Raw genomic sequence first — 14308 nt, forward strand, 5'->3', positions numbered from 1 at the left:
GCGGCAACTTCGCCTCCTCGATGACGAACATCACCGCCTTCTTCCCCCAGCGCCACCAGGGCTGGGCCCTCGGACTCAACGCGGGCGGCGGCAACGTCGGGGTGGCCGTCGTCCAACTCGTCGGCCTCGCCGTCATCTCCCTCGCCGGGCCCACACACCCCTCGTACGTCGCGGCCGTCTACCTGCCCCTGATCGTGCTCGTCGCCCTCCTCGCGGCCTGGAGGATGGACAACCTCGACGCCGTGCGCACCACGCCAGGTGCCCAGCGCGAGGCGGTCCGGGACCCGGACACCTGGCTCATATCCGCCCTGTACGTCGGAACGTTCGGCTCGTTCATCGGCTACGGCGTCGCCTTCGGCCTGGTGCTCCAGAACGAGTTCGGCGTCTCGCCGCAGGAAGCCGTCGGCTTCACCTTCCTCGGCCCGCTCCTGGGATCGCTCGCCCGGCCGTACGGCGGACGGCTCGCCGACCGCTCGGGCGGAGCACGGGTCACCTCCTGGACCTTCCTCGGCATGGGCGCCGGCACGGTCCTGCTCCTCGTCGCCTCGGGGCTGCACTCCTTCGGCCTCTTCGCCGCCGGCTTCACCGGGCTCTTCGTCCTCAGCGGCCTCGGCAACGGCTCCGCGTACAAGATGATCCCGGCCGTCTTCGGCCGGAAGGCCGAGGCCGAGGTGGTCTCCGGCAGCGACGCGGGCGCCGCGTTCGTCCGCTCGCGCCGTCTGTCGGGCGCGGTCATCGCCGTCGCGGGTGCCGTGGGCGGGCTGGGCGGCGCCGCCATCAACCTCGCGTTCAAGCTCTCCTACACCGACGGCTCCGGCAGCGGCACCCCCGCCTTCCTCGCGTTCCTCGCCTACTACGTGCTGTGCCTGGTCCTGATCCGCGTCCGCTACCGGCACCGCGACACGGTGGCCAGCGGGCACACCCCGAACACCACCAAGGAAATCAGCCGTGTCTGAACCGCCCGATCTCGAACCCGACCCCGTACCCGAGGCCGGTACCCACTGCCCCTACTGCGCGCTGCAATGCGGCACGATCCTCAGCGGCACCGGGGAGACCGGGGTGACCGTGCGCCCGGCCGACTTCCCCGTCAACCGCGGACGGCTGTGCCGGAAGGGCTGGACGGCTCCCGAGGTCCTGGCCGCCGCCGACCGGCTGACCCGTCCCCTGGTCCGCACCCGCGACGGGCACCTCGCCCCCGTCTCCTGGGACACCGCCCTGGACACGGTGGCGGAGCGCCTCGTCGCGATCCGCGACCGGCACGGACCCGACGCGCTGGCGGTCTTCGGCGGCGGGGGACTCACCAACGAGAAGGCGTATCTGCTCGGTAAGTTCGCCCGCCTCGCGCTGCGCACCAGTCAGATCGACTACAACGGCCGCTTCTGCATGTCGTCCGCCGCCACCGCGGGCAACGCCGCCTTCGGCATGGACCGGGGGCTGCCGTTCCCCGTCACCGACCTCCGGACCGCCGACACGGTCCTGCTGGCCGGCGCGAACCCGGCCGAGACCATGCCGCCCCTGATGCAGCACCTCGACCGTGCCCGACTCGTCGTCGTCGACGCGCGCCGCACCGCCACCGCCCAGCGGGCCGCCCTGCACCTCCAGCCGGTGCCCGGCACCGACCTCGCCCTCGCCCTGGGACTGCTCCACGTCGCCGTCGTGGACGGCCTCCACGACCAGGCGTACATCGCGGCCCGCACCCGGGACTTCGAGCCGGCCGCCCGCCGGGCGATGGCCTGGTGGCCCGAGCGGGTCGAGGAGACCACCGGGGTCCCGGCGAGCGCCCTGCGCCGCGCCGCCCACATGCTCGCCGAGGGGCGCGGCGCGTACGTCCTCACCGGCCGCGGCGTCGAACAGCACAGCACCGGCACCGACACCGTCGCCGCGTTCATCAACCTCGCCCTCGCCCTCGGCCTGCCCGGCACCGACCGCGGCGGATACGGCTGCCTGACGGGGCAGGGCAACGGCCAAGGCGGCCGGGAACACGGCCAGAAGGCGGACCAGTTGCCCGGCTACCGGCCGCTGACGGACCCGGCGGCACGTGCCCACGTCGCGGGCGTGTGGGGCGTGGCACCGGAGGACCTGCCGGGCCCCGGCCGCAGCGCCTACGAACTCCTCGACGCGCTCGGCAGCGACCAGGGCCCGCGCGGGCTCCTCGTCTTCGGCTCCAACCCGGCCGTCTCCGCGCCGGACGCCGCGCGGGTGGCCCGACGGCTGGCCTCCCTGGACCTCCTCGTGGTCGCCGACTTCGTCCCCTCCGAGACCGCCCGCACCGCCGACGTGGTGCTGCCCGTCACGCAGTGGGCCGAGGAGGAGGGGACCCTCACCAACCTGGAGGGCCGGATCCTGCGCCGCCGCGCACTGCTGGCGCCACCCGCCCAGGTGCGCAGCGACCTCCAGGTGCTGCACGACCTCGCCGTCCGGCTCGGCGAGCCCGCGGCCCGCTATCCCGTGGCCCCGTCCGACGTCTTCGAGGAGCTGCGCGCGGCGTCCCGCGGCGGCCGCGCCGACTACTCCGGCATCTCGTACGAGCGGCTGGACGCGGGGGAGTCGCTGCACTGGCCGTGCCCCGAGGCGCCCGAACCGCACCCCGGGACGCCCCGGCCCTTCGCGGTCCGCTTCGCCCATCCCGACGGCAGGGCACGCTTCGCCGACGTGGACCACCGGGGACCGGCCGAGGAGACCGGCACCGACTACCCCCTCTACGCCACGACCGGACGGGTCCTGGCCCACTACCAGTCCGGCGCGCAGACCCGCCGCGTCGCCGGCCTCCTCGACGCCGTCCCCGAGCCCTACGTCGAGGTCCACCCCGACACCGCCGCCCGGGCCGGTCTGGTCGCCGACGGCCAGGCCCTGGTCAGCTCCGTCCGCGGCAGCATGACCGCCCGGGTCAGGCTGGAGCCCACGATGCGCCTGGACACCGTCTTCACGCCGTTCCACTTCCCGGCGGACGGACGCGCCAACCTGTTCACCCACGCGGCCCTCGACCCCCGCAGCGGCATGCCCGAGTTCAAGGTGTGCGCGGTGAGGCTCGACCCCCTCCCCGGAGCGACACCGTGAACGACGTCCTGATCGTCGGCAACGGGCCGGCCGCCCACCGGCTCGCGGAACGCCTGATCCGGCACGGCCACGACGCACGGCTCACGCTCCTCGGCGAGGAACCGGAACCCGCCTACCACCGCGCGCTGCTGCCCGCCTACGCCGCGGCCTCGCTCCCGCGTGATGCCCTGCGCCTTCCTCCCCTGCCCCGCGCCCGGGTCCATCTGAACACCGTGGTCACCGCCGTCGACCGGCGGCGGCGCCGGGTCCACGCGTACCGCAACGGCTCCGCGACCGTCCATCGGTACGACACGCTGGTCCTCGCCACCGGCGCCCGGCCCCGCATCCCGGACATCCCGGGCCTGCGCGGACCCGGCGGGAGTCCGGCGCCGGGCGTGACCACGCTGCGCACGACGGCCGACTGCGACCGGATCGCCGGAGGGTCCGTCGCGGTGCTCGGCGGCGGGCCCCTCGCCGTGGAGGCCGCCGACGCCCTCGCCGCCCGCGGCACCGGCGTCACCCTGGTCTGCCCCGGCCCCCACCCCCTGCACGACCGCGTCGGGGACGTCTGCGGAGCCATGCTCGCCGCCCGGCTGGAGTCCGCCGGCGTCACCGTGGTCGGCGGCGCCGTCGCCGTACGCCGCACCCCGGACCGACTGGAACTCGCCGACGGGACCGTGCTGCGCGCGGACACGCTCGTGCTGTGCACGGGGGTGACGCCCGACACCCGGCTCGCCCGGGCGGCAGGACTCGACGTCCGGCACGGGATCGTCGTGGACGACCGGCTGCGGACGAGCGACCCTCACGTCCACGCCCTGGGGGACTGCGCCGAGTTCGACGGACAGACCCTCACCGGGGTCGGCGGGGCCCACGACCAGGCCGACACCCTCGCCCGGGTCCTCACCGGGCGGCCCGCGAGCCACCGGCGCGCCCCCGAGGTCCTGCGGGTCCGCACCCGGTCCGCCGATCTGTCGTGTCTCGGCTCGCCCGCCGACTTCGACCGGCCCGGCACCCGGCAGCTCACCCTCACCGACCACGCGGGCCACCGTTACGCCGGTGTCGCGCTGCGCGACGAACGCGTCACCGCGGCCGTCCTGTTCGGCGTCCCTCAGGCCATCGCCACGCTGGGGCTGATGCACCGGCGCGGCCGGCCCGTCCCCGGCGACCTGCTCGGACTGCTGCTCGACCTGCCGCCGCGGGCGGCCTCGGACAGCGCCGGGGCCGACCCGGACCCCATGGTCTGCCTGTGCAACGGCGTCACACGGCAGCGCCTGCACCGGGCCTGGCGGGACGGCGCGCGCACGCTGCCGGCCCTCGCCGAGGAAACACGGGCGACCACCGGCTGCGGCGGCTGCGGCCGCACCGTGGAGGAGCTGTGCGGCCAGTGGTCGCACGAGAGCCGAGACCGCGTGGAGGAGACATGTCCCGCACACTCGTCGTGATCGGCCACGGAATGGTCGGCCACCGCCTCACCGAACGGCTCCTGGACCTGGACACCGAGGGCGTCTGGCGCGTCGTCGTCCTGGCCGAGGAGCCCGACCCCGCCTACGACCGCGTGGGCCTCTCCTCGTACCTGGAGGGCAAGACCAGGTCCGACCTCACCCTGGCCGGCCGGGACTTCCTCGACGACCCGCGCGTGGACCTCCGGCTGTCCTGCCCGGCCGTCACGGCCGACCGGACGGCCCGGACCGTCTCCACCGGGGACGGCGGCCGGGTCGCCTACGACGCCCTCGTCCTCGCCACCGGATCCCGGCCCTTCGTCCCTCCCGTTCCCGGCCACGACCGAGCCGGATGCTTCGTCTACCGGACGTTCGACGACCTCGACGCCATCCGGACCGCCGCGCGTCCCGGCAGGCCGGGCGTGGTGATCGGAGGCGGCCTCCTCGGTCTGGAGGCCGCCAACGCCCTGCGGCTCCTCGGCATGCGCGCCCACGTCGTCGAGACCGCGCACCACCTGATGCCGGCACAACTCGACCCGGGCGCCGCCGAGGTGCTCCACGACCACGTCACCGGCCTCGGCCTGCGGCTGCACCTCGGCACGGCCACCACCTCGGTCGACGGCCACCCCGACGGCACCGTGCGCGCGGTCACCCTCTCGGACGGCACCGTCGTGGAGGCCGACCTGGTGGTGTTCGCCGCCGGCATCAGGCCGAGGGACGAACTGGCCACCGCGCTCGGCCTCGCACGGGGCGAGCGCGGCGGCTTCGCGGTGGACGACCACTGCCGCACCGAGGACCCGCACGTGTGGGCCGTCGGCGAGTGCGCCTCCGTGCGAGGCCGCTGCCACGGCCTGGTCGCACCCGGGTACCGCATGGCGGAGAGCGTGGCACGTCGCCTGCTGGGCCTGGACGCCCCGCCCTTCGACGGCGCCGATCCCACCACCACGCTCAAGCTCATGGGCGTGAACGTCGCCACCTTCGGCGCGACCCGGCCCGGAGACGACCGTGCCGTCGAAGCCGTGTTCGCCGAGGGCAACGCCCGCTACGCGAAGGTCCTCCTCGGCCGTGACACCGGTGAGCTCCTGGGCGGCGTCCTCGCGGGGTACACCGGCTCGCCGATGGCGCTGGCCCCGTTCGTCGGCGCCCAGCCGCCCGCCGACCTGGAACAGCTCCTGCTCCCCGGCCGCCCGGCCGGAGCCGCGTCACGGCCGATCGCTCCCCGCCGTCACCCCGACAAGCCCTCTTGATCACGTCCACAAGGCTCCGACCTGCACTTTCGTCATCCCCGCAGACCCCGGTGGCCGCGCCGAACCGGTCGGCGCGGGCCGTCCGCCCGAGCCGCGTCCGCCGGTCCGGGCGGCTCCCGTGACGGGCAGGGCGGTGGATCTGTCTCCGGCCCCTCCGGGACCACCTACCCTTGACCCATGACCAGCAGCAGTGACCGGAGCCCGGCAGTGGACGCGCAGAACACCAAGACGTACGAGGTCCGCACCTACGGGTGCCAGATGAACGTCCACGATTCCGAGCGGCTCTCCGGTCTGCTGGAGGACGCCGGCTACGTCCGCGCCCCCGAGGGCTCCGACGGCGACGCCGACGTCGTCGTCTTCAACACCTGCGCCGTCCGTGAGAACGCCGACAACAAGCTGTACGGCAACCTCGGCCGCCTCGCCCCGAGGAAGGCCACGCGCCCCGGGATGCAGATCGCCGTCGGCGGCTGCCTCGCGCAGAAGGACCGCGACACCATCGTCAAGAAGGCCCCCTGGGTCGACGTCGTCTTCGGCACGCACAACATCGGCAAGCTGCCGGTCCTCCTGGAGCGCGCCCGCGTCCAGGAAGAGGCCCAGATCGAGATCGCCGAGTCGCTGGAGGCCTTCCCCTCCACGCTGCCGACCCGACGCGAGTCCGCGTACGCCGCCTGGGTCTCGATCTCCGTGGGCTGCAACAACACCTGTACGTTCTGCATCGTCCCGGCGCTGCGCGGCAAGGAGGAGGACCGCCGCCCCGGCGACATCCTCGCCGAGATCGAGGCGCTGGTCGCCGAGGGCGTCTCGGAGATCACCCTGCTCGGCCAGAACGTCAACGCGTACGGCTCCGACCTGGGCGACCGCGAGGCCTTCTCCAAGCTGCTCCGCGCCTGCGGCGAGATCGAGGGCCTGGAGCGGGTCCGCTTCACCTCGCCGCACCCCCGCGACTTCACCGACGACGTCATCGCCGCCATGGCCGAGACCCCGAACGTGATGCCGCAGCTCCACATGCCGCTGCAGTCCGGCTCGGACACCGTCCTGAGGGCGATGCGCCGCTCGTACCGGCAGGAGCGTTTCCTCGGCATCATCGAGAAGGTCCGCGCCTCGATCCCGCACGCCGCCATCTCCACCGACATCATCGTGGGCTTCCCCGGCGAGACCGAGGAGGACTTCGAGCAGACGATGCACACGGTCCGCGAGGCGCGCTTCGCCAACGCCTTCACCTTCCAGTACTCCAAGCGCCCCGGGACCCCCGCGGCCGAGATGGACGGGCAGATCCCCAAGGAGGTCGTGCAGGCGCGCTACGAGCGTCTCGTCGCCCTCCAGGAGGAGATCTCCTGGGAGGAGAACAAGAAGCAGGTCGGGCGGACCCTGGAGGTCATGGTCGCCGAGGGCGAGGGCCGCAAGGACGGCTCCACGCACCGCCTCTCCGGCCGCGCCCCCGACAACCGGCTGGTCCACTTCACCAAACCGGAGGCGGAGGTGCGCCCCGGCGACGTGGTGACCGTCGAGATCACCTACGCCGCCCCCCACCACCTGCTCGCCGAGGGCCCGACGACGTCCGTGCGCCGCACCCGCGCCGGCGACGCCTGGGAGAAGCGCAACGCGGCGGACGCGGCCAAGCCGGCGGGCGTCCTCCTCGGCCTGCCGAAGATCGGCGTGCCGGAGCCGCTGCCCGCGGCCTCCGCCCCGGCCTGCGGCAGCCACTGACATCGAGATCCGACACATCCACGACCGGGGGGCAGAGATGGGCAAGTGGGTCGTTGTCGCACAGCGCGGCAGCAACGGGGACACGTACCGCAGTGAGGTGGTGCGCAGAGTCACCGGGTCGAAGGAGGACGCGAGGGAGGCGATGCGTGCCGCCTCGCTCACCTTCCACGAGCCGTGGCGCGAGAAGTCGCGTGAGGTGTACCGGTACCCGAGCGGCGACGCCTGTCTGCTGATCGTCAGGGGGATGATGACGGAGACGCTGATCACGCTGACGATCGCCGAGCTCGTCCACGATTCGGCCGACCCCGGCATGGCACCCGAACCGCCGACCCCGGAACCGCAGGACAGCGTCCCGCCGATGTGACGGCGGCGGTCGCAGTAGGCTGCGGATCATGCTTGTCGCCGCAGCTGTCTGCCCCTGTCCTCCCCTGCTCGTGCCCGAGGTGGCGGCCGGGGCCGCCGGTGAACTCGACGCGGCCCGTACGGCCTGTTCCGACGCCGTCGGGCTGCTCGCCGCCTCCCGGCCCGACCGGCTCTACGTCGTCGGTCCCGCCGACGAGAGCGGACACGGACCGTTCCCCGCCGGTTCGGCCGGCGGCTTCGCCGGCTTCGGCGTCGACCTCTCCGTACGGCTCGGCGACGGCCCGGCCCGAGAGCGGCCGCTGCCCGCCTCCCTCGCCGTCGCCGCCTGGCTGCTCGACCGCACCGACTGGGCCGACGCCCCGGTCGAGGGGCTCGGCGTCGGCGAACGACTGGAGACCGGCAGGTGCGTCTCCACCGGCCGTGAGCTGGCCGCGGCCGCCGACCGCGTCGCGCTGCTCGTGATGGGTGACGGCAGCGCCTGCCGGACCCTGAAGGCCCCCGGCTATCTGGACGAGCGCGCCGCCGCGTTCGACGCCGACGCGGCCCGGGCCCTGGGCTCGGCGGACGTGGACGCCCTCCTCGGGATGGACGAGAGCCTCGCGTACGAGCTGAAGGCGGCCGGCCGGGCCCCCTGGCAGATCCTCGCGGGCGCCGCGGCGGGGGCGGGCCTCGACGGCAGACTGCTGTACGAGGACGCGCCGTACGGCGTCGGCTACTTCGTGGCGGCCTGGTCGTAGACCGCCTCCGGGCGACGGGAAACGGCGGACGGCCGCGGAGCGGGTGCTCCGCGGCCGTCCGCCGTGCGGAGGGACCGTCAGGTGACGCCGGGCGTCAGGCGGCCGGCGGCCGGGTCGGGCCCTCGCCCTGCGTGCCGCCGTCCTTGTGGGCGATCCGGTCCAGGGCGTGCTTGGCCTTGCCGGTGCCCGATTCGATCGTGGCGCTGTACTTGCCCTTGGTCTTCTCGTCGACCAGCTTCGCGGCCTTGTCGACGCCGTGCTCGATCTTTTCCCCGTGCTGCTGCGCGAGGTCGGAGACCTTGTCCTTGGCCGGGGCGAGCTTGGCCTTCAGTGCATCCAGGAGACCCATGGGTCACCTTCCCTCCGGTGAGTCCGTCTGCCGTGCCCTGTCTCCAGGAGCTACTTCCGGGCGCCTTCGCCGGCCTCGTTGTCCGCGGCGGCCTCGGCCGACTGCTGCTTCGGGATCTCCACCGACTCGACCGCGTCCGCGACGACGGCGGGGGTCTCCGCGGCCTCGGCGCCCTCCGCGGCCTCCGACCCGGACTCCCCGGCACCGGGCGTGGCCGCCTCGGTCTTCTCCGCCGCCTCCGGCGTCTCCGTCAGAGCGACGGCCTCGGCCTCCTCCGTTGACGCCTCGGCAGCTCCCTTGCCCTTACGGCGAAACATTGCAAAAACGCCCATTACCACTCCAAAGCGTACTCGTGTGGGAGAGGCCCCGCGGCGCCCGAGGCGCCCCATTGCGCCACCCGGCGCACCCGGTACGGAAACCGGCGGTCGGAACCTCGCAACTGGCAACGAACCCGGATGCGGGCCGTCACGTCGCTCGTTCGGGGACTCGCCGAGAGGTTTGCGAGACTGGGGCGGTGAGAAGTGCAGCTCCCGCCCCGCGGGTCATCGCCGTCGTCGGTCCCACAGCGGCCGGAAAGTCCGATCTGGGTGTATTTCTGGCCCAGCAGCTCGGCGGCGAGGTCGTCAACGCCGACTCCATGCAGCTCTACCGAGGGATGGACATCGGTACCGCCAAGCTGACGCTCGACGAGCGCGGGGGCATCCCGCACCACCTCCTGGACATCTGGGACGTGACGGAGGCCGCCAGCGTCGCCGAGTACCAGCGCCTCGCGCGCGCGGAGATCGACCGGCTGCTCGCCGAGGGCCGCACCCCTGTCCTGGTGGGCGGCTCCGGCCTGTACGTGCGCGGCGCCATCGACGCCCTGGAGTTCCCCGGCACCGATCCGGCCGTACGGGCCCGCCTGGAAGCGGAACTGGAGGAGCGGGGCTCCGGCGCCCTGCACGTGCGCCTCGCCGCGGCCGACCCCGAGGCCGGTCGGGCGATCCTGCCCAGCAACGGCCGACGCATCGTCCGGGCCCTGGAGGTCATCGAGATCACGGGCAAGCCCTTCACGGCCAACCTGCCCGGCCACGACTCGGTCTACGACACCGTCCAGATCGGCGTCGACGTGGAGCGCCCCGAGCTCGACGAGCGGATCACCACGCGCGTGGACCGGATGTGGGAGGCGGGGCTCGTGGCGGAGGTGCGCACCCTGGAGGCGCAGGGCTTGCGGGAGGGGCGCACGGCCGCACGCGCGCTCGGCTACCAGCAGGTGCTCGCGGCGCTCGCGGGGGAGTGCACCGAGGAAGAGGCGCGCGCGGAGACCGTGCGCGCCACCAAGCGCTTCGCGCGCCGTCAGGATTCGTGGTTCCGGCGCGACCCGCGGGTCCACTGGCTGAGCGGCGCTGCGGAACACCGGCGGGAACTCCCCGGAGAGGCGCTGGCGTTGGTCGAACGAGCGGTTACAGCCTGATCACGTGATGGCATCGGGACGCCATGCCCGTCATTTCCGTGGTCCTCGGCGTGCCATCATCGAGCATCGATCGACCAAGTGGAGTCCGAGTGGGAGGGCGCGTGGCGATGGAGGCCGGCCCTCGCGACAGAGAACAGCACGACGCGATCCGGGGCGAAGCCCCGGGTGACGCGCCCGGTTTGAGCCCGGACGGTCCCGACGACGCCGAGGGCTCGGCCGTCGAGGTCGACGCCGACGAGGTCGAGGTCGAACTGCGGCCCCAGCCCCGGCTGCGGATCTGGCAGCTCGCACCCATCGTGGGCCTCGCCGCCGTCGGCTCGCTGATGTTCGCCTTTCCCCTCGCCTTCGGTTCGGGCGAGGGCGGCGCCGTCGTCGCCATGCTCGGACTGCTGATCAGCTCCTGCGCGGCCGGCTGGGGCATGATGGCCGCCCGCAAGGTGGGCCACACCTGGCCGGGCCTGCCGGCCCGGGGCTCCGGCGAGCGCCCGAACTGGCGGGTCATCGCCCTGTACGTGTTCTTCAGCACCCTCCTCGTCGCCCTGGCCGTCTGGCGCGTGGCCCGCCTCCGCTGAGCCGGCGCCCTGCCCCGGCCGCCCGCCGCGTGGTCCGCCTCCGCTGACCCCGGCGCGGACCCGGCCAGCCCGCCGCGTGGGCGGCCCGGCACGCCGGCGCCCGCTCCGCGGACCGACGGCGGCCTTGTCCGACCCGACCCGTACAGTTGATCCCGTGACCACCACGCAGACCTCGCCACTCGCATTCCTCAAGGGCCACGGGACCGAGAACGACTTCGTGATCGTCCCCGACGCCGACAACGCCGTCGAGCTGCCCGCCGCGGCCGTCGCGCGGCTGTGCGACCGACGGGCCGGCATCGGCGGAGACGGGCTGCTGCACGTGGTCCGCAGCGCGACCCACCCCGAGGCCCGCGCCATGGCCGACGAGGCCGAGTGGTTCATGGACTACCGGAACGCGGACGGCTCGGTCGCCGAGATGTGCGGCAACGGCGTCCGCGTCTTCGCCCGCTATCTCCAGCACGCCGGACACGTCACGGCCGGCGAGGTCGCCGTCGCCACCCGAGGCGGGATCAAGCGGGTCCACCTCGACAAGGACGGCTCCGTCACCGCCTCCATGGGGCGCGCCCGCCTCCCCGAGGACGGCGTGACCATCACCGTCGACGGCCGCAGCTGGCCCGCCCGCAACGTGAACATGGGCAACCCCCACGCCGTCGCCTTCGTCGAAAGCCTCGACCACGCGGGCGACCTCTCGACCGAGCCGCCGTACGCCCCCGCCGAGGTCTACCCGGACGGCGTGAACATCGAGTTCGTCGTCGATCGCGGCCCCCGCCACGTCGCCATGCGGGTGCACGAGCGCGGTGCCGCCGAGACCCGTTCCTGCGGCACCGGCGCGTGCGCCGTCGCCGTGGCCGCCGCCCGCCGCGACGGCGCCGACCCCGCCGCGATCGGCACGCCCGTCACGTACACCGTCGACGTCCTCGGCGGCACGCTGATCATCACCGAGCACCCCGACGGCGAGATCGAGATGACCGGCCCGGCCGTCATCGTCGCCGAGGGCACGATCGACCCGTCCTGGCTCGGCGCCGGAGAATTCGAATCGGTCAACGACTGATCCGTCGCTCGAATGGGTGATCCGCTTCACGCTGGGCGAGAGCGGGACTGCGCAGCGTGGTGGGGTCGGTAGCATCAAGCACCGGCCCCGCGGGCACGCCTTGCCCGCCCACCGCCGGTCGACGCCGCCGGAGGTGCCCCATGAGCGCAGAGGCCACCAATCCCGTGAGCGCAGCGGAGGCCACCGGCCCCGACGCTCCCAGCCGCAGGCGCGCCCGTCCGAGGATCGACCTCCGCCGGCTGGGCCGCGCAGCACTCCTCGGTCCCGCCACCAGGGACCGGCTGCCCGACGCCATCGGGCACGTCGCCGAGGCGCACCGCGCCCACCACCACGACGCCGACCTCGCCGTGCTGCGCCGGGCGTACGTCCTCGCGGAACACTCGCACCGCGGACAGTTCCGCAAGAGCGGCGAGCCCTACATCACCCATCCGCTCGCCGTCACCCTGATCCTCGCCGAACTCGGCGCCGAGACCACGACCTTGACCGCCGCCCTCCTCCACGACACCGTCGAGGACACGGATGTGACACTGGATCAGGTGCGGGCGCAGTTCGGCGACGAGGTCGCCTATCTCGTCGACGGCGTCACCAAGTTGGAGAAGGTCGACTACGGCGCCGCGGCCGAGCCCGAGACCTTCCGCAAGATGCTCGTCGCCACCGGCAACGACGTCCGGGTCATGTCGATCAAGCTCGCCGACCGGCTCCACAACATGCGCACCCTCGGCGTGATGCGCCCCGAGAAACAGGTGCGGATCGCCAAGGTCACCCGCGACGTCCTCATCCCGCTCGCCGAACGGCTCGGCGTCCAGGCGCTCAAGACCGAGCTGGAGGACCTCGTCTTCGCGATCCTCCACCCCGAGGAGTACGAGGCGACCCGCGCGCTCATCGCCGAGAACGCCGGCGCGGGCGACGCGCTCGCCGCCATCGCCGACAGCGTCTCCGCCGCCCTGCGCGACGCGGACATCGCCGCCGAGGTCCTCGTCCGGCCACGGCACTTCGTCTCCGTGCACCGGGTCCGCCTCAAGCGCGGCGACCTGCGGGGCAGCGACTTCGGGCGGCTCCTCGTCCTCGTGGCCGAGGACGCCGACTGCTACGCCGTCCTCGGTGAACTCCACACGTGTTTCACCCCGGTGATCTCCGAGTTCAAGGACTTCATCGCCGCCCCCAAGTTCAACCTGTACCAGTCGCTGCACACCGCCGTCGCCGCCCCCGACGGGTCCGTCGCCGAGGTCCTCATCCGCACGCACCAGATGCACCAGGTCGCCGAGGCCGGAGTCGTCGCCCTGGGGAACCCGTACACCCCCGCGACCGGCGCCGAGGGCCCCGAGCCCGCCGAGGACGGGGAGCGCGTCGACCCCACCCGCCCCGGCTGGCTCTCCCGTCTCCTCGACTGGCAGCAGGCCACCCCCGACCCCGACACCTTCTGGACCTCGCTGCGCGCGGACCTCGCGGAGGACCAGGAGATCACCGTCTTCCGCGCCGACGGCGGCGGCCCCGGCAAGATCAGCCTGCCCGCCGGGGCGAGCTGCGTCGACGCCGCCTACGCCCAGCACGGCGACGCCGCCCACGGCTGCCTCGGCGCCCGCGTCAACGGGCGCCTGGCGACACTCAGCACGGTCCTGAACGACGGCGACACCGTGCAGCTGCTGCTCGCCCAGGACACCACCTCGGGACCGTCCCCCGAGTGGCTGGAGCACGCCCGTACCCCTGCCGCGCGCATCGCGATCACCGCCTGGCTCCAGGCACACCCCGAGGCCGTCGGAGCACCCGAGGCCGACCCTCGGCCACCGGTCTCCTTCACCGCCGACCGGCGCTCCGGATCCAGACTCCAGGCCGACCTGCCGGAGACAGCCGTCACCGACGCCGTCGTACGGCCGGCCGGCTGCTGCACCCCCGTACCGCCCGACGAGATCACCGGCTTCCAGGTCCGCGGCGGTTCCGTCACCGTCCACCGCACCGGCTGCGCCTCCGTCGACACCATGAAACGGCTCGGGCGGGCCCCGATCACCGTCCACTGGGGCGACACCGCCGAGTGCCGCGTGACGCTCGTCGCCGAGTCCTTCGGCCGCCCCCGCCTCCTCGCCGACCTCACCGAAGCCATCGCCTCCGCGGGAGTCGCCGTCGTCGCCGCGACGATCGAGCCCCCCAGCGAGCAGCGGGTCCGGCACACGTACACCCTGCAACTCCCCGACGCGGCCGGGCTCCCCGCGCTGATGCGCGCGATGCGGGACGTGCCCGGCGTGTACGACGTCAGCCGCGCCCGGCACCACGCCTCGCACGGAGAGTGACCCGTCCCCGCGCCGGCGTCCCACGGGTGATGTCAGCACAGCGGTGACCCCTTCGGGTGGCGGGCGAGC

General features: G+C 73.8%; 13 protein-coding genes. 11 read left to right on the forward strand and 2 right to left on the reverse strand.

Annotated elements, in window-relative coordinates:
• The 7 genes from AB0D99_RS13235 to AB0D99_RS13265 all read left to right on the forward strand — a co-directional run.
• On the forward strand, window positions 1-956 hold a 956-nt coding region (locus AB0D99_RS13235), incomplete at its 5' end, for an MFS transporter (RefSeq protein WP_362359804.1).
• A complete protein-coding gene (locus AB0D99_RS13240; protein ID WP_362359806.1) occupies window positions 949-3057 on the forward strand; it encodes a molybdopterin oxidoreductase family protein in 2109 nt (702 codons plus the stop codon). The genes AB0D99_RS13235 and AB0D99_RS13240, both read left to right, overlap by 8 nt.
• The gene (locus AB0D99_RS13245) at window positions 3054-4478 is read left to right on the forward strand and encodes an FAD-dependent oxidoreductase (RefSeq protein ID WP_362359809.1); all 1425 of its coding nucleotides are present in this window, start codon (window positions 3054-3056) and stop codon (window positions 4476-4478) included. Before AB0D99_RS13240 ends, AB0D99_RS13245 begins: the two co-directional genes overlap by 4 nt.
• Window positions 4457-5722 carry an FAD-dependent oxidoreductase gene (locus AB0D99_RS13250; RefSeq protein WP_362359811.1) on the forward strand — a complete coding sequence of 422 codons (1266 nt, stop codon included), beginning with the start codon at window positions 4457-4459 and terminating at the stop codon, window positions 5720-5722. The genes AB0D99_RS13245 and AB0D99_RS13250 overlap by 22 nt, the downstream gene beginning before the upstream one ends.
• A 177-nt stretch (window positions 5723-5899) precedes the next feature.
• Window positions 5900-7429 (forward strand): tRNA (N6-isopentenyl adenosine(37)-C2)-methylthiotransferase MiaB, encoded by a 1530-nt coding sequence (gene miaB, locus AB0D99_RS13255; protein ID WP_362359813.1) that lies wholly within the window; start codon window positions 5900-5902, stop codon window positions 7427-7429.
• 37 nt (window positions 7430-7466) lie between these two features.
• Entirely contained in the window at window positions 7467-7793 is a 327-nt protein-coding gene (locus AB0D99_RS13260; protein WP_362359815.1) for a hypothetical protein, read from the forward strand.
• 28 nt (window positions 7794-7821) lie between these two features.
• Complete coding sequence (locus AB0D99_RS13265) at window positions 7822-8529, forward strand: class III extradiol dioxygenase subunit B-like domain-containing protein (RefSeq protein ID WP_362359817.1); 708 nt, start codon at window positions 7822-7824, stop codon at window positions 8527-8529.
• 94 nt (window positions 8530-8623) lie between these two features.
• Here AB0D99_RS13265 and AB0D99_RS13270 read toward each other — a convergent pair whose 3' ends face one another.
• On the reverse strand, window positions 8624-8878 hold the full coding sequence (locus AB0D99_RS13270; RefSeq protein ID WP_362359819.1) for an antitoxin: 255 nt from the start codon (window positions 8876-8878) through the stop codon (window positions 8624-8626).
• Window positions 8879-8928: 50 nt separating this feature from the next.
• Entirely contained in the window at window positions 8929-9195 is a 267-nt protein-coding gene (locus AB0D99_RS13275) for a hypothetical protein (RefSeq protein WP_362359821.1), read from the reverse strand.
• A 197-nt stretch (window positions 9196-9392) separates the two neighbouring features.
• On the opposite strand from AB0D99_RS13275, the gene miaA reads away from it, so the two are divergent.
• From miaA to AB0D99_RS13295, 4 genes are all read left to right on the forward strand, one after another.
• Window positions 9393-10331, forward strand: coding sequence for a tRNA (adenosine(37)-N6)-dimethylallyltransferase MiaA (miaA, locus tag AB0D99_RS13280; RefSeq protein WP_362359823.1), 939 nt, complete (start codon window positions 9393-9395; stop codon window positions 10329-10331).
• A 107-nt stretch (window positions 10332-10438) separates the two neighbouring features.
• Window positions 10439-10903 (forward strand): hypothetical protein, encoded by a 465-nt coding sequence (locus AB0D99_RS13285; RefSeq protein ID WP_362360149.1) that lies wholly within the window; start codon window positions 10439-10441, stop codon window positions 10901-10903.
• A gap of 154 nt (window positions 10904-11057) precedes the next feature.
• Window positions 11058-11954 (forward strand): diaminopimelate epimerase, encoded by an 897-nt coding sequence (dapF, locus tag AB0D99_RS13290; RefSeq protein ID WP_362359825.1) that lies wholly within the window; start codon window positions 11058-11060, stop codon window positions 11952-11954.
• A 140-nt stretch (window positions 11955-12094) separates the two neighbouring features.
• Complete coding sequence (locus tag AB0D99_RS13295; RefSeq protein WP_362359827.1) at window positions 12095-14239, forward strand: HD domain-containing protein; 2145 nt, start codon at window positions 12095-12097, stop codon at window positions 14237-14239.
• Window positions 14240-14308: the final 69 nt, after the last annotated feature.

Origin of the sequence: Streptomyces sp. NPDC047971, from assembly GCF_040653355.1 — a bacterium.
In the GTDB taxonomy this organism is placed as follows: Bacteria; Actinomycetota; Actinomycetes; order Streptomycetales; family Streptomycetaceae; genus Streptomyces.

Bases quoted from the DNA above. Each gene is read 5' to 3' on its own strand.
- AB0D99_RS13250 (WP_362359811.1), top strand. From the start codon at position 4,457: ATGTCCCGCACACTCGTCGTGATCGGCCACGGAATGGTCGGCCACCGC.
- miaB (WP_362359813.1), top strand. From the start codon at position 5,900: ATGACCAGCAGCAGTGACCGGAGCCCGGCAGTGGACGCGCAGAACACC.
- AB0D99_RS13260 (WP_362359815.1), top strand. From the start codon at position 7,467: ATGGGCAAGTGGGTCGTTGTCGCACAGCGCGGCAGCAACGGGGACACG.
- AB0D99_RS13265 (WP_362359817.1), top strand. From the start codon at position 7,822: ATGCTTGTCGCCGCAGCTGTCTGCCCCTGTCCTCCCCTGCTCGTGCCC.
- AB0D99_RS13270 (WP_362359819.1), bottom strand. From the start codon at position 8,878: ATGGGTCTCCTGGATGCACTGAAGGCCAAGCTCGCCCCGGCCAAGGAC.
- AB0D99_RS13275 (WP_362359821.1), bottom strand. From the start codon at position 9,195: ATGTTTCGCCGTAAGGGCAAGGGAGCTGCCGAGGCGTCAACGGAGGAG.
- AB0D99_RS13285 (WP_362360149.1), top strand. From the start codon at position 10,439: ATGGAGGCCGGCCCTCGCGACAGAGAACAGCACGACGCGATCCGGGGC.
- AB0D99_RS13295 (WP_362359827.1), top strand. From the start codon at position 12,095: ATGAGCGCAGAGGCCACCAATCCCGTGAGCGCAGCGGAGGCCACCGGC.